General features: G+C 67.2%; 22 protein-coding genes. All 22 read left to right on the forward strand.

All coding sequences use genetic code 11. From position 1 onward, the window contains the following. Positions 1 to 317: 317 nt before the first annotated feature. The 22 genes from rpoB to rplE all read left to right on the forward strand — a co-directional run bounded on the left by rpoB (position 318) and on the right by rplE (position 21,434). Complete coding sequence (gene rpoB / locus KLO01_RS10285; RefSeq protein WP_147064734.1) at positions 318 to 3,806, forward strand: DNA-directed RNA polymerase subunit beta; 3,489 nt, start codon at positions 318 to 320, stop codon at positions 3,804 to 3,806. Between the two features lie 113 nt (positions 3,807 to 3,919). Then, a complete protein-coding gene (locus KLO01_RS10290) occupies positions 3,920 to 7,810 on the forward strand; it encodes a DNA-directed RNA polymerase subunit beta' (protein WP_147064736.1) in 3,891 nt (1,296 codons plus the stop codon). A 141-nt stretch (positions 7,811 to 7,951) separates the two neighbouring features. Further along, positions 7,952 to 8,485: a GNAT family N-acetyltransferase gene (locus tag KLO01_RS10295; protein ID WP_147064738.1), complete on the forward strand. Its 534-nt coding sequence runs from the start codon at positions 7,952 to 7,954 to the stop codon at positions 8,483 to 8,485. A 297-nt stretch (positions 8,486 to 8,782) separates the two neighbouring features. After that, entirely contained in the window at positions 8,783 to 9,157 is a 375-nt protein-coding gene (gene rpsL / locus KLO01_RS10300; protein WP_147064741.1) for a 30S ribosomal protein S12, read from the forward strand. Continuing rightward, positions 9,157 to 9,627: a 30S ribosomal protein S7 gene (gene rpsG, locus KLO01_RS10305; protein WP_147064743.1), complete on the forward strand. Its 471-nt coding sequence runs from the start codon at positions 9,157 to 9,159 to the stop codon at positions 9,625 to 9,627. Before rpsL ends, rpsG begins: the two co-directional genes overlap by 1 nt. A 158-nt stretch (positions 9,628 to 9,785) precedes the next feature. After that, entirely contained in the window at positions 9,786 to 11,903 is a 2,118-nt protein-coding gene (gene fusA, locus KLO01_RS10310) for an elongation factor G (RefSeq protein ID WP_147064745.1), read from the forward strand. 134 nt (positions 11,904 to 12,037) lie between these two features. Continuing rightward, complete coding sequence (gene tuf, locus KLO01_RS10315) at positions 12,038 to 13,234, forward strand: elongation factor Tu (RefSeq protein WP_147064747.1); 1,197 nt, start codon at positions 12,038 to 12,040, stop codon at positions 13,232 to 13,234. 199 nt (positions 13,235 to 13,433) lie between these two features. Then, positions 13,434 to 14,015 carry a hypothetical protein gene (locus tag KLO01_RS10320; RefSeq protein ID WP_246136145.1) on the forward strand — a complete coding sequence of 194 codons (582 nt, stop codon included), beginning with the start codon at positions 13,434 to 13,436 and terminating at the stop codon, positions 14,013 to 14,015. 435 nt (positions 14,016 to 14,450) lie between these two features. After that, positions 14,451 to 14,759, forward strand: coding sequence for a 30S ribosomal protein S10 (rpsJ, locus tag KLO01_RS10325; RefSeq protein ID WP_009775966.1), 309 nt, complete (start codon positions 14,451 to 14,453; stop codon positions 14,757 to 14,759). A 10-nt stretch (positions 14,760 to 14,769) separates the two neighbouring features. Next, positions 14,770 to 15,426 carry a 50S ribosomal protein L3 gene (gene rplC / locus KLO01_RS10330; protein ID WP_186828003.1) on the forward strand — a complete coding sequence of 219 codons (657 nt, stop codon included), beginning with the start codon at positions 14,770 to 14,772 and terminating at the stop codon, positions 15,424 to 15,426. A gap of 5 nt (positions 15,427 to 15,431) precedes the next feature. Continuing rightward, positions 15,432 to 16,412, forward strand: coding sequence for a 50S ribosomal protein L4, sunset domain variant (gene rplD, locus KLO01_RS10335; RefSeq protein ID WP_147064749.1), 981 nt, complete (start codon positions 15,432 to 15,434; stop codon positions 16,410 to 16,412). Then, positions 16,409 to 16,717 carry a 50S ribosomal protein L23 gene (gene rplW, locus KLO01_RS10340; RefSeq protein WP_147064751.1) on the forward strand — a complete coding sequence of 103 codons (309 nt, stop codon included), beginning with the start codon at positions 16,409 to 16,411 and terminating at the stop codon, positions 16,715 to 16,717. Before rplD ends, rplW begins: the two co-directional genes overlap by 4 nt. A 31-nt stretch (positions 16,718 to 16,748) precedes the next feature. Next, positions 16,749 to 17,585: a 50S ribosomal protein L2 gene (gene rplB, locus KLO01_RS10345; RefSeq protein WP_147064754.1), complete on the forward strand. Its 837-nt coding sequence runs from the start codon at positions 16,749 to 16,751 to the stop codon at positions 17,583 to 17,585. 17 nt (positions 17,586 to 17,602) lie between these two features. Next, positions 17,603 to 17,884: a 30S ribosomal protein S19 gene (rpsS, locus tag KLO01_RS10350; protein ID WP_009775961.1), complete on the forward strand. Its 282-nt coding sequence runs from the start codon at positions 17,603 to 17,605 to the stop codon at positions 17,882 to 17,884. A 38-nt stretch (positions 17,885 to 17,922) separates the two neighbouring features. Beyond that, positions 17,923 to 18,291 carry a 50S ribosomal protein L22 gene (gene rplV / locus KLO01_RS10355; protein ID WP_147065245.1) on the forward strand — a complete coding sequence of 123 codons (369 nt, stop codon included), beginning with the start codon at positions 17,923 to 17,925 and terminating at the stop codon, positions 18,289 to 18,291. Next, positions 18,291 to 19,112, forward strand: coding sequence for a 30S ribosomal protein S3 (gene rpsC / locus KLO01_RS10360; protein WP_147064756.1), 822 nt, complete (start codon positions 18,291 to 18,293; stop codon positions 19,110 to 19,112). The genes rplV and rpsC overlap by 1 nt, the downstream gene beginning before the upstream one ends. Continuing rightward, positions 19,112 to 19,531, forward strand: a complete 420-nt coding sequence (gene rplP / locus KLO01_RS10365) for a 50S ribosomal protein L16 (RefSeq protein WP_009775958.1) — start codon at positions 19,112 to 19,114, stop codon at positions 19,529 to 19,531. The genes rpsC and rplP overlap by 1 nt, the downstream gene beginning before the upstream one ends. After that, positions 19,531 to 19,779, forward strand: a complete 249-nt coding sequence (gene rpmC / locus KLO01_RS10370) for a 50S ribosomal protein L29 (RefSeq protein ID WP_147064758.1) — start codon at positions 19,531 to 19,533, stop codon at positions 19,777 to 19,779. Before rplP ends, rpmC begins: the two co-directional genes overlap by 1 nt. Further along, the gene (gene rpsQ / locus KLO01_RS10375) at positions 19,776 to 20,078 is read left to right on the forward strand and encodes a 30S ribosomal protein S17 (protein WP_275938375.1); all 303 of its coding nucleotides are present in this window, start codon (positions 19,776 to 19,778) and stop codon (positions 20,076 to 20,078) included. The genes rpmC and rpsQ overlap by 4 nt, the downstream gene beginning before the upstream one ends. 64 nt (positions 20,079 to 20,142) lie before the next feature. Beyond that, the gene (gene rplN, locus KLO01_RS10380; RefSeq protein WP_035913313.1) at positions 20,143 to 20,511 is read left to right on the forward strand and encodes a 50S ribosomal protein L14; all 369 of its coding nucleotides are present in this window, start codon (positions 20,143 to 20,145) and stop codon (positions 20,509 to 20,511) included. Between the two features lie 3 nt (positions 20,512 to 20,514). Next, positions 20,515 to 20,862 (forward strand): 50S ribosomal protein L24, encoded by a 348-nt coding sequence (gene rplX, locus KLO01_RS10385; RefSeq protein ID WP_035946962.1) that lies wholly within the window; start codon positions 20,515 to 20,517, stop codon positions 20,860 to 20,862. A 5-nt stretch (positions 20,863 to 20,867) separates the two neighbouring features. After that, the gene (gene rplE / locus KLO01_RS10390; protein WP_147064760.1) at positions 20,868 to 21,434 is read left to right on the forward strand and encodes a 50S ribosomal protein L5; all 567 of its coding nucleotides are present in this window, start codon (positions 20,868 to 20,870) and stop codon (positions 21,432 to 21,434) included. Position 21,435 lies beyond the last annotated feature (1 nt).

A 21,435-nucleotide genomic window follows, 5' to 3' on the forward strand; every position in this document is an offset into this window, starting at 1 on the left:
CGCTTGACGTTCGCCGCGCCGCCAGTCATCCTGTGCGGGTCACACCGCGTGCCTCCCGCATGCGACGGCTGGCCGCACCCGCAACTCGCCCGCAGGGCGGAATTGGACAGGGTTGGACTGTTGCGCCCTTTTTGTCTAGACTGTTGCTTTGCCCTGCCCATGACCTCCGCCCGCTCTCGCCGAGCGACCTCCGTCGTGCCCCCGCCGCATCCCGGCTCCCGCACGAGTGAGAGGTCCGCCGACTTCACGAGATCGGACGGGGCGCCGCAAGCAGAGCGACCACCGTTGAAAACACATGGCCAGTGGAAGGACCATCCTTGGCTGCCTCGCGCACCGCGTCCAAGACCGTGACCACCGCATTGACGGCTTCGGGCCGTCTCTCGTTCGGCAAGATCCGTGAGCCCCTGGAGGTCCCCGACCTCCTCGCCCTGCAGACCGAGAGCTTCGACTGGCTCCTCGGCAACGAGCGCTGGCAGGAGCGTGTCGCTGAGGCGCGCGCCGCCGGTCGCGACGATGTCCCGGAGCGTTCGGGGCTCGAGGACATCTTCGAGGAGATCTCTCCGATCGAGGACTTCAGCGGCTCCATGTCGCTGTCGTTCCGCGACCACCGCTTCGAAGATGTCAAGTACTCCATCGAGGACTGCAAGGAGCGCGACCAGACCTACTCCGCGCCCCTGTTCGTCACCGCGGAGTTCATGAACAACACGACTGGCGAGATCAAGAGCCAGACGGTCTTCATGGGCGACTTCCCGCTCATGACCGAGCGTGGCACGTTCGTCATCAACGGCACCGAGCGTGTCGTCGTCTCACAGCTCGTCCGCAGCCCGGGCGTCTACTTCGAGCGCACCGCCGACAAGACGTCCGACAAGGACATCTACACGGCCAAGATCATCCCGAGCCGTGGCGCCTGGCTCGAGTTCGAGATCGACAAGCGCGACATGGTCGGCGTCCGCGTCGACCGCAAGCGCAAGCAGTCCGTCACCGTGCTCCTCAAGGCCCTCGGCATGACCGAGGCCCAGATCCGTGAGGAGTTCGCCGGCTACGAGTCGATCGAGCTCACCCTCGACAAGGACAACACCGAGGGCCAGGACGACGCGCTGCTCGACATCTACCGCAAGCTCCGTCCGGGCGAACCGCCCACCCGTGAGGCCGCGCAGAACCTGCTCGACAACCTCTACTTCAACGGCAAGCGCTACGACCTCGCCAAGGTGGGTCGCTACAAGATCAACAAGAAGCTCGGCCTCGACGGCGAGCTCACCAACTCGACGCTCGCCATCGACGACATCGTCGCGACGATCAAGTACATCGTGGCGCTGCACAACGGTGACGAGACCCTGCCGGGCACCCGCAAGGGCGAGGCCGTCGACATCCGCGTCGAGACCGACGACATCGACCACTTCGGCAACCGTCGCCTGCGCAACGTCGGCGAGCTCATCCAGAACCAGGTCCGCACGGGCCTGTCCCGGATGGAGCGCGTCGTCCGCGAGCGGATGACGACCCAGGACGTCGAGGCGATCACGCCGCAGACCCTGATCAACATCCGCCCCGTGGTGGCCTCGATCAAGGAGTTCTTCGGGACGTCGCAGCTGTCGCAGTTCATGGACCAGAACAACCCGCTCTCCGGGCTGACGCACAAGCGTCGTCTGTCCGCGCTGGGCCCGGGTGGTCTCTCCCGTGACCGCGCCGGCATGGAGGTCCGTGACGTCCACCCGTCGCACTACGGCCGCATGTGCCCGATCGAGACCCCTGAGGGTCCCAACATCGGCCTCATCGGCTCGCTCGCCTCCTACGGCCGCATCAACGCGTTCGGCTTCATCGAGACCCCGTACCGCAAGGTCGTCAAGGGTCGCATCACCGACGAGATCCACTACCTGTCGGCTGACGAGGAGGACGAGCACGTCATCGCGCAGGCCAACGCCACGCTCGACGCCGATGGTGAGCGCTTCGCCCACGAGCGCGTCCTCGTGCGCGTCAAGGGTGGCGAGGTCGAGTACATCCCGGCCGACGACGTCGACTACATCGACGTCTCCGCCCGCCAGATGGTCTCGGCCGCGACCGCGCTCATCCCCTTCCTCGAGCACGACGACGCCAACCGTGCGCTCATGGGTTCCAACATGCAGCGCCAGGCCGTCCCGCTCGTCAAGGCAGAGGCCCCGCTCGTCGGCACCGGCATGGAGTACCGCGCAGCGGTCGACTCCGGTGACGTCGTCGTGGCCGAGAAGGCCGGTGTCGTGACCGAGGTCTCCGCCGACCTCGTCACGGTCGCCGCCGACGACGGCACCTCGCGCACCTACCGGATCGACAAGTTCACCCGCTCCAACCAGGGCAACAGCTACAACCAGCGTGTCGTCGTGGGCGAGGGTGACCGGCTCGAGAAGGGTGGCCTCATCGCCGACGGTCCCGCGACCGACGGTGGCGAGATGGCCCTGGGCCGCAACCTCCTCGTGGCGTTCATGCCGTGGGAGGGCCACAACTACGAGGACGCGATCATCCTCAGCCAGCGTCTGGTGCAGGACGACGTCCTCTCCTCGATCCACATCGAGGAGCACGAGGTCGACGCCCGCGACACCAAGCTCGGCCCGGAGGAGATCACCCGCGACATCCCCAACGTCTCCGAGGAGGTCCTCGCCGACCTCGACGAGCGCGGGATCATCCGCATCGGTGCCGAGGTCCGCGACGGCGACCTCCTCGTCGGCAAGGTCACGCCCAAGGGCGAGACCGAGCTGACCCCGGAGGAGCGCCTGCTCCGTGCGATCTTCGGTGAGAAGGCCCGCGAGGTGCGCGACACCTCGCTCAAGGTCCCTCACGGTGAGACCGGCACGGTCATCGCGGTCAAGGTCTTCGACAAGGACGACGGCGACGAGCTGCCCCCGGGCGTCAACTCGCTCGTGCGCGTCTACGTGGCCAACAAGCGCAAGATCACCGATGGTGACAAGCTCGCCGGCCGCCACGGCAACAAGGGCGTCATCTCCAAGATCCTCCCGGTCGAGGACATGCCCTTCCTCGAGGACGGCACCCCGGTCGACGTCGTGCTCAACCCGCTCGGTGTCCCCGGTCGAATGAACATCGGCCAGATCCTCGAGCTGCACCTGGGCTGGGCCGCGAGCCGTGGTTGGGACATCGAGGGCACGCCCGAGTGGGCCAACCTCATCCCCGACGACGCCCGTGCGGCCGAGCCCGGCACCCGGGTCGCCTCGCCGGTGTTCGACGGTGTCCGCGAGGACGAGATCGTCGGTCTGCTCGACAGCACCCGCAAGACCCGCGACGGCGTCCGCCTCATCGACGGTTCCGGCAAGACCCGGATGTTCGACGGCCGCTCCGGTGAGCCGTACCCGGACCCCGTGTCGGTCGGCTACATGTACATCCTCAAGCTGCACCACCTCGTGGACGACAAGATCCACGCGCGCAGCACGGGGCCGTACTCGATGATCACCCAGCAGCCGCTCGGCGGTAAGGCCCAGTTCGGTGGCCAGCGCTTCGGTGAGATGGAGGTGTGGGCCCTCGAGGCCTACGGCGCCGCCTACGCGCTGCAGGAGCTCCTCACGATCAAGTCCGACGACGTCAACGGTCGCGTCAAGGTCTACGAGGCGATCGTCAAGGGCGACAACATCCCCGAGCCCGGCATCCCCGAGTCCTTCAAGGTGCTCATCAAGGAGATGCAGAGCCTCTGCCTCAACGTCGAGGTCCTGTCCAGCGATGGCCAGGCGATCGAGATGCGTGAGGCCGAGGACGACGTCTTCCGCGCTGCGGAGGAGCTCGGCATCGACCTGTCGCGCCGCGAGCCCAGTTCGGTCGAAGAGGTCTGATCCGTATGCCGTGCGCTCGCCCCACGCACACCGCGCTCGGCGAGCGCACGGCATACCCAGCCCGCTTCCGACCCACATTCTGATTTAGCTAGAGCAACGAGAGAAGGAACCACGTGCTCGACGTCAACTTCTTCGACGAACTGCGCATTGGCCTCGCCACCGCTGACTCCATCCGCGAGTGGAGCCACGGCGAGGTGAAGAAGCCCGAGACCATCAACTACCGCACCCTCAAGCCGGAGAAGGACGGACTCTTCTGCGAGAAGATCTTCGGCCCCACCCGGGACTGGGAGTGCGCGTGCGGCAAGTACAAGCGCGTCCGCTTCAAGGGCATCATCTGTGAGCGCTGCGGCGTCGAGGTGACCCGTGCGGCCGTCCGTCGTGAGCGGATGGGCCACATCGAGCTCGCCGCCCCCGTCACCCACATCTGGTACTTCAAGGGCGTCCCGTCGCGCCTGGGCTACCTGCTCGACCTCGCGCCGAAGGACCTCGAGAAGGTCATCTACTTCGCCGCCTACATGATCACGAGCGTCGACGAGGACCAGCGTCACACCGACCTGCCCTCGCTCGAGGCCCAGATCGAGGTCGAGAAGAAGGAGCTCGAGAACCGTCGCGACGCCGACGTCGAGACCCGCGCCAAGAAGCTCGAGGACGACATCGCCGCCCTCGAGGCCGAGGGTGCCAAGTCCGACGCCAAGCGCAAGGTCCGCGACTCGGCCGAGCGCGAGATGAACCAGATCCGCAAGCGTGCGGACGCCCAGGTCGAGCGCCTCGCGCAGGTCTGGGACCGGTTCAAGAACCTCAAGGTCCAGGACCTCGAGGGCGACGAGATCCTCTACCGCGAGATGCGTGACCGCTTCGGTCTGTACTTCGAGGGTGGCATGGGTGCCGCGGCGATCCAGAAGCGTCTGCAGTCCTTCGACCTCGACGCCGAGGCCGAGCTGCTCCGCGAGATCATCGCCACCGGCAAGGGTCAGAAGAAGACCCGCGCCCTCAAGCGCCTCAAGGTCGTCTCCGCCTTCATGACGACGACCAACAAGCCCGACGGCATGGTCCTCGACGCCGTCCCGGTCATCCCGCCGGACCTGCGCCCGATGGTGCAGCTCGACGGTGGCCGCTTCGCGACGTCGGACCTCAACGACCTCTACCGTCGCGTCATCAACCGCAACAACCGCCTCAAGCGACTGCTCGACCTCGGTGCTCCCGAGATCATCGTCAACAACGAGAAGCGGATGCTGCAGGAGGCCGTCGACAGCCTCTTCGACAACGGCCGTCGTGGTCGCCCGGTCACGGGCCCCGGCAACCGTCCGCTCAAGTCGCTGTCCGACATGCTCAAGGGCAAGCAGGGCCGGTTCCGCCAGAACCTCCTCGGCAAGCGCGTCGACTACTCCGGCCGTTCGGTCATCGTCGTCGGCCCGCAGCTCAAGCTGCACCAGTGCGGTCTGCCCAAGCAGATGGCGCTCGAGCTCTTCAAGCCGTTCGTCATGAAGCGCCTGGTCGACCTCGACCACGCGCAGAACATCAAGTCGGCCAAGCGCATGGTCGAGCGTCACCGCTCGGTCGTGTGGGACGTCCTCGAAGAGGTCATCACCGAGCACCCCGTGCTGCTCAACCGCGCACCCACCCTGCACCGCCTCGGCATCCAGGCCTTCGAGCCGCAGCTCGTCGAGGGCAAGGCCATCCAGATCCACCCGCTCGTCTGCACCGCCTTCAACGCGGACTTCGACGGTGACCAGATGGCCGTGCACGTGCCGCTGTCCGCAGAGGCGCAGGCCGAGGCCCGCATCCTCATGCTGTCGAGCAACAACATCCTCAAGCCGGCCGACGGCCGTCCCGTGACCATGCCCACCCAGGACATGATCATCGGCCTCTACCACCTCACGTCGCCCATCGAGGGCAGCCAGGGTGAGGGACGGGTCTTCTCGACCGTCTCCGAGGCCCGCATGGCGTTCGACGCCGGCGAGATCCTGCTCGGTACCCCCGTCAAGATCCGCCTCAAGCACGTCGTGCCCACGCCCGGGACCGAGCTGCCCGAGGGTGTCGAGCCCGACGCCGAGGGCTTCGTCGAGGAGTGGCTGCCGGAGACCTCCCTCGGCAACGCGCTCTTCAACGAGACGCTGCCGGAGGACTACCCCTACGTCAACGACCAGGTCGACAAGAAGCGTCTCTCGACGATCGTCAACGACCTCGCCGAGCGCTACAGCAAGGTGCAGGTCGCGGCCTCGCTCGACGCGCTCAAGGAGTACGGCTTCCACTGGGCCACCCGGTCCGGCATCACGGTCGCCATCTCCGACGTCGTCACGCCTCCTCGCAAGCTCGAGATCCTCGAGGGCTACGAGACCAAGGCCACCAAGGTCCAGACGCAGTACGAGCGTGGTCTCATCACCGACGACGAGCGCCGTCAGGAGCTCATCGAGATCTGGACCCAGGCCACCAACGAGGTCGCCAAGGAGATGGAGGCCAACATCCCGGCCACCAACACCATCTTCCGCATGGTGTCCTCGGGTGCTCGAGGCAACTGGATGCAGCTGCGTCAGATCGCCGGTATGCGAGGCCTGGTGTCCAACCCGAAGGGTGACATCATCCCGCGCCCGATCCGCGCGAACTTCCGCGAGGGCCTGTCCGTGCTCGAGTTCTTCATCTCGACGCACGGCTCGCGAAAGGGTCTGGCCGACACCGCCCTGCGCACCGCCGACTCCGGCTACCTCACGCGACGTCTCGTCGACGTGTCGCAGGACGTCATCATCCGCGAGGACGACTGTGGCACCGAGCGTGGCCTGCCCATGCCGATCGCCGCGACCGACGAGCGCACGGGTACCCGTGCGGTCCACGACGACGTCGAGACCTCGGTCTACGCCCGCACGCTGGCCGAGGACGTCGTCAAGGACGGCGAGACGCTGGCCGAGGCCGGCATCGACCTCGGTGACATCGTCATCGGTGCGCTCTTCGCCGCCGGTGTCGACAGCGTCAAGGTCCGCTCGGTCCTCACCTGCGACAGCAAGGTCGGCACCTGTGCCGCGTGCTACGGCCGTTCGCTCGCGACGGGCAAGCTCGTCGACATCGGCGAGGCCGTCGGCATCATCGCGGCCCAGTCGATCGGTGAGCCCGGTACCCAGCTGACGATGCGTACCTTCCACACCGGTGGTGTGGCCGGTGACGACATCACGCAGGGTCTGCCCCGTGTCGTCGAGCTCTTCGAGGCCCGCACCCCCAAGGGTGTGGCCCCGATCGCCGAGGCCAGCGGCCGGATCACGATCGAGGAGACCGACAAGGCTCGTCGCATCCTGCTCACGCCGGACGACGGCTCCGAGGAGCACGCCTACCCGGTCACCAAGCGTGCGCGTCTGCTCGTCACCGACGGTCAGAGCGTCGAGGTCGGCACCCAGCTGACGGTCGGCTCCATCGACCCGAAGCAGGTCCTGCGCATCCTCGGTCCCCGCGCCGTCCAGATCCACCTGGTCGACGAGGTGCAGCACGTCTACCGCCAGCAGGGCGTGTCGATCCACGACAAGCACATCGAGGTCATCGTCCGGCAGATGCTCCGCCGGATCACGATCATCGAGGCCGGCAACGCCGACCTGCTGCCGGGCATGCTCGCCGAGCGTGGCCGCTTCGAGGACGAGAACCGTCGCGTCGTCGCCGAGGGTGGCACCCCTGCCTCGGGTCGTCCCGAGCTCATGGGCATCACCAAGGCCTCGCTCGCGACCGAGTCGTGGCTGTCCGCGGCGTCGTTCCAGGAGACCACCCGCGTCCTCACCGAGGCCGCGATGGAGGGCAAGTCCGACTCCCTCCTCGGTCTCAAGGAGAACGTCATCCTGGGCAAGCTCATCCCGGCCGGCACCGGTCTGTCGCGCTACCGCAACATCAACGTGGAGCCGACCGAAGAGGCCAAGGCCGCGATGTACTCCATGCCGAGCTACGACGAGTTCGCCTACCCGGCCTTCGGTCCGGGCTCGGGCGAGGCCGTCCGCCTCGACGACAGCGAGCTGGGTCTCGACCGCCTCTGAGGCGCGTCCTGCCTGACACGTGAGGGCGGGTGTGCCGTGTGGTTCCCACACGGCACACCCGCCCTTCGTCGTCCGGTCCCGCCCGACCCGACCCGACCTGCTCCGGTCGGGAGGGCACCACCGAGGTGAGAGGCTTGCCCCATGCGTGACGACATGATCATCCGGCGCGAGCGTGCCGAGGACTTCGCGGCGATCGCGGCCCTGCACGACGACGCCTTCGAGCGGGTCGACGGCGCGGCGCGGTCGGTCGAGTCCAGCCTCGTCGACGAGCTGCGCGGTGACGGTGACGTGCTCGAGGAGCTGACCTTCGTCGCCGAGCTCGACGGCGAGGTCGTCGGCCACGTGCTGTGCTCCGCGGCGACGCTGGGGGAGGGGCCCTCGGTCGGCCTCGGCCCCATCGCCGTCGCCCCGCACCTGCAGCGGCAGGGCATCGGCGCCGCCCTCATGGCCTCGGTCATCGCCTCGGCCGAGCAGCGGGGTGACGCGGCGATCGTGCTGCTGGGGGACCCGGACTACTACGGCCACTTCGGCTTCGTGCCGGCGTCCGAGCGGGGCATCGGCTCGCCCGGGCCCTGGAAGGACCGCTACTTCCAGGTCAAGACCCTGCGGGCCTGGCGCCCCGAGCTCGCCGGGCCGTTCCGCTACGCCCCCGCGTTCGAGCGGCTCGACGCCTGAGGCGGCCGTCGCGATTTGGAGCACTCACGGCATACCGGTATCGTTGATCACCGTGTCTGGCTAGGCCCAGACGTTGGCCAGGTCCACACCGCCGAGCGGTGTGCCGAGCTGGCCGCCCACCTTTCGCCGGGCGCCCCTCACCACGACCGAGTCACTTCGCTGTGACGCGGGATGGAGCAGGGGAGAGCAGGGGAAAGCACCCGGTGCGACACGCCCGACCTCGGGGGTCGAGCACCGGACACACAAGGAGTCCCGGCAGCCGCCGGTGACATCGACCAGACAGACAAAGGATCCAGGTTGCCTACCATCAACCAGCTGGTGCGCAAGGGCCGGCAGGACAAGACCACCAAGGTCACCACTCCTGCCCTCAAGGGCTCTCCGCAGCGCCGCGGTGTGTGCACGCGTGTGTACACCACCACCCCCAAGAAGCCGAACTCCGCGCTCCGCAAGGTCGCGCGCGTCAAGCTCACCTCGGGCATCGAGGTGACGGCCTACATCCCCGGTGAGGGCCACAACCTCCAGGAGCACTCCATCGTGCTCGTCCGCGGTGGCCGTGTGAAGGACCTTCCCGGCGTCCGCTACAAGATCATCCGCGGCTCGCTCGACACCCAGGGTGTCAAGGGCCGCAAGCAGGCTCGCAGCCGTTACGGCGCCAAGAAGGAGAAGAAGTAATGCCTCGTAAGGGCCCCGCTCCGAAGCGCCCCCTCGTCATCGACCCGGTCTACCAGAGCCCGCTCGTGACCCAGCTCGTCAACAAGATCCTCCTCGACGGCAAGAAGTCCATCGCCGAGACGATCGTCTACGGCGCCCTCGAGGGTGCCCGCGAGAAGAGCGGCACCGACCCCGTGCTGCTGCTCAAGCGCGCGCTGGACAACATCAAGCCGACCCTCGAGGTCAAGTCCCGCCGCGTCGGCGGTGCGACCTACCAGGTCCCGATCGAGGTCAAGCCCAACCGCGCCGTGACGCTGTCGCTGCGCTGGCTCGTGGGCTACTCGCGTCAGCGTCGTGAGAAGACGATGACCGAGCGCCTCATGAACGAGATCCTCGACGCCTCCAACGGCCTCGGCGCTGCAGTCAAGCGTCGCGAGGACACGCACAAGATGGCCGAGTCCAACCGGGCCTTCGCGCACTACCGCTGGTGACGTCCCGGTGTGCCGGCTCACGCAGGACGTGGGACCCACGCCCACCGCGAGGGCCGGCATACCGGAGGCCGCAGTTCCGTTGGAACTGCACGCACCACACAGCACCACCGCAGCACCGCACAGCAGAACTTCCGCAACGAGCGAGATGAGATAACCGAGTGGCACTCGACGTCCTGACGGACCTGACCAAGGTCCGCAACATCGGCATCATGGCGCACATCGACGCCGGCAAGACGACGACGACGGAGCGCATCCTCTTCTACACCGGCGTCAACCACAAGATCGGCGAGACGCACGACGGCGCCTCGACGACCGACTGGATGGAGCAGGAGAAGGAGCGCGGCATCACGATCACGTCTGCCGCCGTGACCTCCTTCTGGGGCGACAACCAGATCAACATCATCGACACCCCCGGCCACGTCGACTTCACCGTCGAGGTCGAGCGCTCGCTGCGCGTCCTCGACGGCGCCGTCGCCGTCTTCGACGGCAAGGAGGGCGTCGAGCCCCAGTCCGAGACCGTGTGGCGTCAGGCCGACAAGTACGACGTCCCCCGCATCGCGTTCGTCAACAAGATGGACAAGCTCGGCGCGGACTTCTACTTCACGGTCCAGACCATCAAGGACCGCCTCGGCGCCGAGCCGCTCGTCATCCAGCTGCCGATCGGCGCGGAGAACGACTTCATCGGTGTCGTCGACCTCGTCGAGATGCGTGCCCTCGTGTGGCCCGGCGACGCCAAGGGCGACGTGACCATGGGTGCCAAGTACGAGGTCCAGGAGATCCCCGCGGACCTCCAGGCCAAGGCCGAGGAGTACCGCCACCACCTCATCGAGCGCGTCGCCGAGTCCGACGACGCCCTCATGGAGAAGTACCTCGGTGGCGAGGAGCTCACGGTCGCCGAGATCAAGGCCGGCATCCGCGCCCTCACCGTCTCCTCCACGCTGTACCCGATCCTGTGTGGCTCGGCGTTCAAGAACCGTGGCGTCCAGCCGATGCTCGACGCGGTCGTCGACTACCTCCCCTCGCCGATCGACGTGCCCCCGATGGTGGGTCACAAGGCCGGCGACGAGACCGTCCCGATGACGCGCAAGCCCGACCGCGACGAGCCGTTCTCGGCCCTCGCGTTCAAGGTCGCCAGCCACCCGTTCTTCGGCACGCTGACCTTCATCCGCGTCTACTCCGGCCGCATCGCGGCGGGCTCCCCGGTCGTCAACACGACCAAGGGCCGCAAGGAGCGCGTCGGCAAGCTCTTCCAGATGCACGCCAACAAGGAGAACCCCGTGGACGAGGCCCTCGCGGGCCACATCTACGCGGCGATCGGTCTCAAGGACACCACCACCGGTGACACCCTGAGCGACCCCGACCAGCAGATCGTGCTCGAGTCGATGTCGTTCCCGGACCCGGTGATCCAGGTGGCCATCGAGCCCAAGACCAAGGGTGACCAGGAGAAGCTCTCCACGGCCATCCAGAAGCTCTCCGCCGAGGACCCGACCTTCCAGGTCCACCTCGACGAGGACACGGGCCAGACGATCATCGCCGGCATGGGCGAGCTCCACCTCGACATCCTCGTGGACCGCATGAAGCGCGAGTTCAAGGTCGAGGCCAACGTCGGCAAGCCGCAGGTCGCCTACCGCGAGACCATCCGTCGCACGGTCGAGAAGCACGACTACACCCACAAGAAGCAGACGGGTGGGTCGGGCCAGTTCGCCAAGATCCAGATCCGCCTCGAGCCGCTCGACACCACCGAGTCCGGTGAGCTGTACGAGTTCGAGAACAAGGTCACCGGTGGTCGCGTCCCGCGCGAGTACATCCCGTCGGTGGACGCCGGTATCCAGGACGCGATGCAGTACGGCGTCCTCGCCGGCTACCCGCTCGTGGGCATCAAGGCCGCGCTGCTCGACGGCGCCTACCACGACGTCGACTCCTCGGAGATGGCGTTCAAGATCGCTGGGTCGATGGCGCTCAAGGAGGCCGTCCGCAAGGCCGACCCCGTGATCCTCGAGCCGATGATGGCTGTCGAGGTGCGTACGCCCGAGGAGTACATGGGCGACGTCATCGGCGACATCAACTCCCGCCGTGGCCACATCCAGGCCATGGAGGACATCAGCGGTGCCAAGGTCGTCAAGGGCCTTGTCCCGCTGTCCGAGATGTTCGGTTACGTCGGAGACCTCCGGTCGAAGACGCAGGGCCGGGCGAACTACTCGATGGAGTTCGACTCCTACGCAGAGGTTCCCAAGTCCGTCGCCGAAGAGATCATCGCCAAGACCCGGGGCGAGTGACCGCTAGACTGGTCGCTGGTCCGGATCTGGCACACGGCAACCGCCAAAGTTCCAGAAACACCACCCCCAAGTACGACGCCACGTCCTGCCCGGTCGTGAGGCGTTTCACCAAAGAGTCCTGAGGAGGACACCAAGTGGCGAAGGCAAAGTTCGAGCGGACCAAGCCGCACGTCAACATCGGCACCATTGGTCACATCGACCACGGTAAGACGACGCTGACGGCTGCGATCTCCAAGGTCCTGCACGACAAGTACCCGGACCTGAACCCGCAGTTCGCGTTCGACGACATCGACAAGGCGCCCGAGGAGAAGCAGCGCGGTATCACCATCTCCATCGCGCACATCGAGTACCAGACCGAGAAGCGTCACTACGCGCACGTTGACTGCCCCGGTCACGCGGACTACGTCAAGAACATGATCACCGGTGCTGCTCAGATGGACGGTGCGATTCTCGTCGTCGCCGCCACTGACGGCCCGATGCCGCAGACCAAGGAGCACATCATCCTGGCCCGCCAGGTTGGTGTCCCCTACATCGTCGTGGCGCTCAACAAGGCCGACATGGTCGACGACGAGGAGATCCTCGAGCTCGTCGAGATGGAGGTCCGCGAGCTGCTGTCCACCTACGAGTTCCCGGGCGACGACGTCCCCGTGGTCAAGGTCTCGGCGCTCAAGGCGCTCGAGGGCGACGCCGAGTGGGGCCAGACGGTCATCGAGCTCATGGACGCCGTCGACGAGTCCATCCCGGAGCCCGAGCGTGACATCGACAAGCCGTTCCTCATGCCCGTCGAGGACGTCTTCACGATCACCGGTCGTGGCACCGTCGTCACCGGTCGTATCGAGCGTGGCGTCCTGACCGTCAACGAGGACGTCGAGATCGTCGGCATCCACGAGGGTCCGGCCACCAAGACGACCGTCACCGGCATCGAGATGTTCCGCAAGCTCCTCGACGAGGGTCGCGCTGGCGAGAACGTCGGTCTGCTCATCCGCGGTATCAAGCGCGAGGACGTCGAGCGCGGCCAGGTCATCGTGAAGCCGGGTTCCATCACCCCGCACACGAACTTCGAGGCCAACGTCGTCATCCTCTCCAAGGACGAGGGCGGCCGTCACACGCCGTTCTACGACAACTACCGCCCGCAGTTCTACTTCCGCACCACGGACGTCACCGGCGTCGTCTCGCTGCCCGAGGGCACCGAGATGGTCATGCCCGGTGACAACACCGAGATGTCGGTCGAGCTCATCCAGCCGATCGCCATGGAAGAGGGCCTGAAGTTCGCCATCCGTGAGGGTGGCCGGACCGTCGGCGCCGGTCGCGTCACCAAGATCACCAAGTGATCACTGGTTGACCGACTGCGTCACTGACGCATTCGAGAAGGGCCCCGTCTGCTTCGGCAGGCGGGGCCCTTCCGCATGCCGGGGAGCAACCTGACAGGTTCGTGACAGGTTCGCCATGGGGTCGCCCCAGATCGGCGCACCACTGTGGAGTGAGCAAGGTCGGCCAGACCGGGTCGACCGCCACGAGAGGACACACCTCATGCCCAGGATCACCACGACCAGCGTGCTCGCCGGTGTGGCCGGCGCCGCCGCCGTCACCCTCGCCGGCTTCGGCGCCAACGCCGCCCTGGCCGAGAGCACGCCGACCCCCACCCCGAGCTCGTCGACCTCGACGGCGCAGCCCGGCACTCCCGCCGCTCCCGGCGACCTGGGCGACCGCGGAGGTCGCGGGCACGGCCCCGGTGGTATGAAGGGTGCCGACGGCGCGGCCCTGGCCAAGGCGCTCGGACTCGACGAGGCCAAGGTCGAGGCCGCCATCACCAAGGTGCGCGAGGCCAACCGGCCGACCGAGAAGCCGGCCGAGGGCACCGCGCCGAGCGAGGCGGACCGCGAGGCCCGCGAGACGGCATACGTCACCGCCCTGGCCAAGGAGCTCGGGGTGACGCAGGCCAAGCTCACGGCGGCCCTGCAGACGGTGCGCAGCGCCCACGAGGCAGAGCACCGCACGCAGCTGGGGGAGCGGATCGACGCCGCGGTCAAGGCGGGCCAGCTCACCGCCGCGGACAAGGCGTCGGTGCTCAAGGCGTTCGACGCCGGAGTCCTCGGCGGCGGCCCCCGCTGACCGACGCCCCACGCACGACAGAGCCCTCGCGGGACAGGGAGCCGCGGGGGCTCCGTCGTGCCTCGAGGGGGAGGGCGGGCGACGCGCCACCGGTGCCGGTATGCCGTCCGCTCCCGCCTCGATTTGGTAGGTCGCCCCCGCCTCTGGCACACTTGTCAGGTTGCTTGGTGCGGGATGCCGTCCCCTCGAAAACTCGAGGAGACACGTACCGCCACTGCACGTGAGAACACACCGAACCGGCCAGCGCCGGGGCGACACACGGCAGGCACGAGCAGCTCCGGTTCACCGGAGTTTCGATCCAACCGACGGACAGGCGCGAGATCGCGTATGCCGTTGGACTGCGGAGCGGGCGCGACACGCCCGACCTCGGGGGTCGGAGCCAGAACCGACCTGAGACAGAAGTAAGAAGACGGCGAGAGAGAGACGGAAGCCAAGATGGCGGGACAGAAGATCCGCATCCGCTTGAAGTCGTATGACCACGAGGTCATCGACAACTCGGCGCGGAAGATCGTCGACACGGTGACCCGTGCCGGCGCAACGGTGGTCGGCCCTGTGCCGCTGCCCACGGAGAAGAACGTCTTCGTGGTCATCCGTTCGCCGCACAAGTACAAGGACAGCCGCGAGCACTTCGAGATGCGCACGCACAAGCGCCTCATCGACATCATCGACCCGACGCCCAAGGCCGTCGACTCGCTGATGCGTCTCGATCTGCCGGCTGACGTCAACATCGAGATCAAGCTCTGAGGGTTGACTGATGACTGACATTGCAACCAAGACCGTGAAGGGTGTGCTGGGCAAGAAGCTCGGCATGACCCAGGTGTGGGACGCCGACAACAAGCTCGTCCCCGTCACCGTCATCGAGGCTGGCCCCTGCGTCGTGACGCAGGTGCGCAACGCCGAGACGGATGGCTACGCCGCCGTGCAGATCGCCTTCGGTGCGATCGACCCGCGCAAGGTGACCAAGCCGCTCACCGGCCACTTCGAGAAGGCCGGCGTCACGCCGCGCCGCCACATCGTCGAGCTCCGCACCGCGGACGCCGGCGAGTACTCGCTGGGCCAGGAGCTCACCGCCGCGACGTTCGAGGCCGGCACGGCCGTCGACGTCTCCGGCACCACCAAGGGCAAGGGCTTCGCCGGTGTCATGAAGCGTCACGGCTTCCACGGCGTCTCGTCCTCGCACGGTGCGCACAAGAACCACCGCAAGCCGGGCTCGATCGGTGGCTGCGCCACCCCGGGTCGTGTCTTCAAGGGCATGCGCATGGCCGGCCGCATGGGTGGCGTGCGCCAGACCACCCAGAACCTCACGATCCACGCTGTGGACGCCGACAAGGGCCTGCTGCTCGTCAAGGGCGCCGTCCCCGGTCCCCGCGGTGCGGTCGTCCTCGTCCGCAACGCCGTGAAGGGAGCGTGACCTCAATGGCCGCCAACACCGTGAACGCCGAGCTGCCCGCCGAGATCTTCGACGTGCAGACCAACATCCCGCTCATCCACCAGGTCGTCGTCGCCCAGCTCGCCGCCGCGCGTCAGGGCACGCACTCGACCAAGTCCCGCGGCGAGGTCCGCGGTGGTGGACGCAAGCCGCACCGCCAGAAGGGCACTGGTCGCGCCCGTGCGGGCTCGACCCGCGCGCCGCACTGGACCGGCGGTGGCGTGGTCCACGGACCGACGCCTCGCGACTACGCGCAGCGCACCCCCAAGAAGATGAAGGCCGCTGCCCTGCGCGGCGCCCTCTCGGACCGCGCCCGCAACGGCCGCATCCACGTCGTCACCTCGCTGGTGACGGGTGACGCCCCGTCCACCAAGGACGCCGTCGCGCTGCTCGCGGGCCTGACCGAGCGCAAGAACATGCTCGTCGTCCTGGACCGCAGCGACATCGTGTCGATGAAGTCGGTGCGCAACCTCGAGAACCTCCACGTCATCGCCGTCGACCAGCTCAACACGTACGACGTGCTGTGCGCCGACGACGTGGTCTTCACGCAGGCCGCGCTCGACGCCTTCATCGCCGGCCCGACCGCGACCGTCGCGTCGCTCGACGCCGCCGTCGTCACCGAGGCCGCTCCGGCGCCCAAGGCCGACAAGGCTGCGAAGGCCGACAAGCCCGCCAAGGCCGACAAGCCCGCCAAGGCTGCCAAGGCCGAGAAGCCGGCCGCGGTCGCCGAGGCCGACGGTGGCTTCGGCCCCGACAGCGCCGCCGCCCTCGAGGACGGGTCCGCTCCCGCGGGCTTCGACGTCAAGGGCAACAAGGACTCGATGAAGTACCACGTGCCCGGTTCGCGCTGGTACGACGCCACGGACGCCGAGGTCTGGTTCCGCACCGCGGACGCCGCCAAGGCTGCCGGGTTCGTCCCGGCCGGTGGCGAGGCCGCCCAGCAGATCTCCGAGGAGGAGGGCAAGTGAGCTCCGCAACCACGGGCAAGAACCCCCGCGACATCCTGATCGCACCGGTCGTGTCCGAGAAGTCCTACGGGCTGCTCGACGAGGGCAAGTACACCTTCATCGTCGACCCCCGTTCGAACAAGACCGAGATCAAGATCGCCGTCGAGCAGATCTTCAACGTCAAGGTCGACTCCGTCCACACGCTCAACCGCAAGGGCAAGACGCGTCGCACGCGTTTCGGCCTGGGCAAGCGCAAGGACACCAAGCGCGCGATCGTCACCCTCCGCGAGGGCACGATCGACATCTTCGGCAGCGCCGGCGCCTGAGAGACGACTGAGGAACTTAAGGAAACACGACATGGGTATCCGCAAGTACAAGCCGACGACGCCTGGCCGTCGCGGCTCCAGCGTCGCCGACTTCGTCGAGGTCACGCGCTCCACGCCTGAGAAGTCGCTCGTGCGACCGCTCACCAAGAGCGGTGGCCGCAACAACAACGGCCGCATCACGACGCGTCACATCGGTGGTGGCCACAAGCGCGCCTACCGACTCATCGACTTCCGTCGCCACGACAAGGACGGCGTGCCGGCCAAGGTCGCTCACATCGAGTACGACCCCAACCGCACCGCCCGCATCGCACTGCTGCACTACGCTGACGGTGAGAAGCGCTACATCCTGGCCCCCAAGGGTCTGGAGCAGGGCGCCAACATCGAGAACGGTCCCGGTGCGGACATCAAGCCCGGCAACAGCCTGCCGCTGCGCAACATCCCGACCGGTACGGTCATCCACGCCGTCGAGCTCCGCCCCGGTGGCGGCGCGAAGATCGCGCGTTCGGCCGGCGTCCGCGTCCAGCTCGTTGCCAAGGACGGTCCCTACGCCCAGCTGCGTATGCCGTCCGGCGAGATCCGCAACGTCGACGCGCGTTGCCGCGCGACGATCGGTGAGGTCGGCAACGCCGAGCAGTCCAACATCAACTGGGGTAAGGCCGGCCGCATGCGCTGGAAGGGCAAGCGCCCGACCGTCCGTGGTGTCGTCATGAACCCGGTCGACCACCCCCACGGTGGTGGCGAGGGCCGCACCTCCGGTGGACGCCACCCGGTGAGCCCTTGGGGCAAGCCCGAGGGCCGCACCCGCCGCCCCGGCAAGCCCAGCGACAAGATGATCGTCCGCCGACGCCGCACTGGCAAGAAGCGCTGACAAGGAGCCTTTGACACATGCCTCGTAGCTTGAAGAAGGGCCCCTTCATCGACGACCACCTTCAGAAGAAGGTGGACGTCCAGAACGAAGCGGGCACCAAGAACGTCATCAAGACCTGGTCGCGCCGTTCGGTCATCAGCCCGGACATGCTCGGCCACACCCTCGCCGTCCACGACGGCCGCAAGCACGTCCCGGTGTTCGTCACCGAGTCGATGGTCGGCCACAAGCTCGGCGAGTTCGCACCCACGCGCACCTTCAAGGGTCACGTGAAGGACGACAAGAAGGGCCGGCGCCGCTGATGGCCACCACGACCGAGAACAACGCCGCACAGGTCACCCTGGAGTCACGGGCCCAGGCCCGCCACGTCCGGGTGACCCCGCAGAAGGCGCGTCGGATCATCGACCTCATCCGCGGCAAGAACGCCAGCGAGGCCATCGCCACGCTGCGCTTCGCCCCGCAGTCGGCGTCCGACCCGATCCTCAAGGTGCTCGAGAGCGCCATCGCCAACGCCCGCGTCAAGGCCGACAAGACGGCCGAGCGCTTCGACGAGCGCGAGCTCGTCATCACGTCGGCCTACGTCGACGAGGGCGCGACGATGAAGCGTTTCCGTCCGCGCGCACAGGGTCGCGCATCACGCATCAACAAGCGCACGAGCCACATCACCGTGGTCGTCGCGCCCAAGCCCAGCAAGGGAGGCAACCGCTAATGGGTCAGAAGGTCAACCCGCACGGCTTCCGTCTGGGTATCACGTCCGAGCACCGCAGCCGCTGGTTCGCTGACTCCACCAAGGAGGGTCAGCGCTACCGCGACTACGTCAAGGAGGACGTCGCCATCCGCAAGCTCATGTCCGAGGGCATGGAGCGAGCCGGCATCTCCAAGGTCGAGATCGAGCGCACCCGTGACCGCGTCCGCGTGGACATCCACACGGCGCGTCCCGGCATCGTCATCGGTCGCCGTGGCGCCGAGGCCGACCGCATCCGCGGCGAGCTCGAGAAGCTCACGGGCAAGCAGGTGCAGCTGAACATCCTCGAGGTCAAGAACCCCGAGACCGATGCCCAGCTCGTCGCCCAGGGCGTCGCCGAGCAGCTCTCTGCTCGCGTCTCGTTCCGTCGCGCCATGCGCAAGAGCATGCAGTCGGCGACCCGCGCCGGTGCCAAGGGCATCCGCGTCCAGGTCTCCGGCCGTCTCGGCGGCGCCGAGATGTCCCGTACCGAGTTCTACCGCGAGGGTCGCGTGCCGCTGCACACCCTCCGCGCGAACATCGACGTGGGCTTCTACGAGGCCCGCACCACCTTCGGCCGCATCGGCGTGAAGGTCTGGATCTACAAGGGTGACCTCACCGCGCGTGAGCTCGCTGCCCAGCAGGCCACCGCGCCTCGCCAGGGTCGCGGCCCCCGTCGCGACGGTGCTGACCGTCCCGCCCGCGCTCGTCGCGGCGACCGTCAGGACGCCCCCCAGGCCCAGACCGCCGAGGCGCCCGCCGAGGCCCAGGCCCCGGCGACGACCCCAGAGGGAGCGTCCAGCTGATGTTGATTCCCCGTCGCGTCAAGCACCGCAAGCAGCACCACCCGGGTCGCTCGGGCGCTGCCAAGGGTGGGACGACCATCGCCTTCGGTGACTACGGCCTCCAGGCTCTCGAGCCGGCATACGTCACCAACCGACAGATCGAGTCCGCGCGTATCGCGATGACTCGCTACATGAAGCGTGGCGGCAAGGTGTGGATCAACATCTACCCCGACCGCCCGCTGACCAAGAAGCCGGCTGAGACCCGCATGGGTTCCGGTAAGGGTTCGCCCGAGTGGTGGATCGCCAACGTCAAGCCCGGACGCATCATGTTCGAGATCTCCGGTGTGTCCGAGGAGGTCGCGCGCGAAGCAATGCGCCTGGCCATGCACAAGCTGCCGATGAAGTGCCGCTTCGTCCAGCGTGAGGGTGGTGACTTCTGATGGCAGTCGGTTCCAAGGACCTGATCTCCAAGGAGCTTCGTGGTCTCGACGACGACCGTCTTGTCGACGAGCTGCGCAAGGCCAAGGAGGAGCTGTTCAACCTGCGGTTCCAGTCCGCAACCGGTCAGCTCGACAACCACGGTCGACTCCGCGCCGTCCGCAAGGACATCGCCCGGATCTACACCGAGATGCGTGAGCGCGAGCTCGGCATCGGTTCCGCCCCGGCGAAGTCGGAGGACACCAAGTGAGTGAGAACGTGAAGGACGAGAACGTGACTGCCGAGCAGACCGAGACCGCTCGGAACTACCGCAAGACCCGCCAGGGCTACGTCGTCAGCGACAAGATGGACAAGACCGTCGTCGTCGAGGTCGAGGACCGCGTCAAGCACGCCCTGTACGGCAAGGTCCTGCGTCGTTCCAGCAAGGTCAAGGCGCACGACGAGGAGAACGTCGCCGGCATCGGTGACCGCGTCCTCATCATGGAGACCCGTCCGCTCTCGGCGACCAAGCGCTGGCGCCTGGTCGAGGTCCTCGAGAAGGCCAAGTAAGCCCCAGTTCGGCCAGGCTCTGCCCTGACGCAGAGAACCAGCACGACGTATAGGAGACAGATAAGTGATCCAGCAGGAGTCGCGAGTGCGCGTCGCCGACAACACCGGTGCCAAGGAAATCTTGTGCATCCGTGTTCTCGGTGGCTCGGGTCGCCGGTATGCCGGTATTGGCGACACCATCGTCGCCACGGTGAAGGACGCCATCCCCGGTGGCAACGTCAAGAAGGGCGACGTCGTCAAGGCGGTCATCGTCCGCACCAAGAAGGAGCGCCGTCGCGCAGACGGTTCCTACATCAAGTTCGATGAGAACGCCGCAGTGATCCTCAAGACCGACGGTGACCCCCGTGGTACCCGCATCTTCGGCCCGGTGGGCCGTGAGCTTCGCGACAAGAAGTTCATGAAGATCATCTCGCTGGCGCCGGAGGTGCTCTGAGCCATGGCGAAGTTCCGCATCAAGAAGGGTGACACCGTCCAGGTGCTCACCGGCAAGGATAAGGGTTCGACCGGCAAGGTCATCGCGGTCTACCGCGAGAACGACCGTGTCCTCGTCGAGGGCGTCAACCGCGTCACCCGTCACACCAAGGCCGGCCAGACTGCCCGTGGCAGCCAGACCGGTGGCCTCGTCGTGCAGGAGGCGCCGATCCACGTGAGCAACGTGCAGGTCGTCGACCCGTCCGACAAGAAGCCGACCCGTACCAAGACCCGCGTCGAGACCGTCGAGCGTGACGGACGCCAGAAGGCCGTCCGGACCCGCGTCGGCGTGCGCTCGGGCAAGGACCTGTGAGCCTCATGACCGAAACCACCACCACGGCTTCGCCCCGCCTCAAGCAGCGCTACGCGGACGAGATCCGCTCGGCCCTGCTCGAGCAGTTCGGCTACGCCAACGTCATGCAGGTTCCCGGCGTCGTCAAGGTCGTCGTCAACATGGGTGTCGGCGACGCGGCCAAGGACAGCAAGCTCATCGAGGGCGCGGTTCGCGACCTCACGGCGATCACCGGCCAGAAGCCGGTCGTCACCAAGGCGCGCAAGTCCATCGCCCAGTTCAAGCTGCGTGAGGGCATGCCGATCGGCACGCACACCACGCTGCGTGGCGACCGCATGTGGGAGTTCCTCGACCGCCTCATCTCGGTCGCGCTTCCCCGCATCCGTGACTTCCGTGGCATGAGCCCCAAGCAGTTCGACGGTCGCGGCAACTACACCTTCGGCCTCACGGAGCAGTCGATGTTCCACGAGATCGACCAGGACAAGATCGACCGCGTGCGGGGCATGGACATCACCATCGTCACCACGGCGACGAACGACGACGAGGGACGCGCGCTGCTCAAGGCGCTCGGCATGCCCTTCAAGGAGAACTGAC

Origin of the sequence: Knoellia locipacati (assembly GCF_007992835.1) — a bacterium.
GTDB lineage: Bacteria > Actinomycetota > Actinomycetes > Actinomycetales > Dermatophilaceae > Knoellia > Knoellia locipacati.

What these genes read in the sequence shown, in the direction of transcription:
- rpsC (WP_147064756.1), top strand. Translation starts at nt 18,291, where the DNA reads ATGGGTCAGAAGGTCAACCCGCACGGCTTCCGTCTGGGTATCACGTCC.
- rpsJ (WP_009775966.1), top strand. Translation starts at nt 14,451, where the DNA reads ATGGCGGGACAGAAGATCCGCATCCGCTTGAAGTCGTATGACCACGAG.
- rplD (WP_147064749.1), top strand. Translation starts at nt 15,432, where the DNA reads ATGGCCGCCAACACCGTGAACGCCGAGCTGCCCGCCGAGATCTTCGAC.
- rpmC (WP_147064758.1), top strand. Translation starts at nt 19,531, where the DNA reads ATGGCAGTCGGTTCCAAGGACCTGATCTCCAAGGAGCTTCGTGGTCTC.
- rplP (WP_009775958.1), top strand. Translation starts at nt 19,112, where the DNA reads ATGTTGATTCCCCGTCGCGTCAAGCACCGCAAGCAGCACCACCCGGGT.
- rplB (WP_147064754.1), top strand. Translation starts at nt 16,749, where the DNA reads ATGGGTATCCGCAAGTACAAGCCGACGACGCCTGGCCGTCGCGGCTCC.
- rpsS (WP_009775961.1), top strand. Translation starts at nt 17,603, where the DNA reads ATGCCTCGTAGCTTGAAGAAGGGCCCCTTCATCGACGACCACCTTCAG.
- rplX (WP_035946962.1), top strand. Translation starts at nt 20,515, where the DNA reads ATGGCGAAGTTCCGCATCAAGAAGGGTGACACCGTCCAGGTGCTCACC.
- KLO01_RS10320 (WP_246136145.1), top strand. Translation starts at nt 13,434, where the DNA reads ATGCCCAGGATCACCACGACCAGCGTGCTCGCCGGTGTGGCCGGCGCC.
- rplE (WP_147064760.1), top strand. Translation starts at nt 20,868, where the DNA reads ATGACCGAAACCACCACCACGGCTTCGCCCCGCCTCAAGCAGCGCTAC.
- KLO01_RS10295 (WP_147064738.1), top strand. Translation starts at nt 7,952, where the DNA reads ATGCGTGACGACATGATCATCCGGCGCGAGCGTGCCGAGGACTTCGCG.
- rplC (WP_186828003.1), top strand. Translation starts at nt 14,770, where the DNA reads ATGACTGACATTGCAACCAAGACCGTGAAGGGTGTGCTGGGCAAGAAG.
- rpsG (WP_147064743.1), top strand. Translation starts at nt 9,157, where the DNA reads ATGCCTCGTAAGGGCCCCGCTCCGAAGCGCCCCCTCGTCATCGACCCG.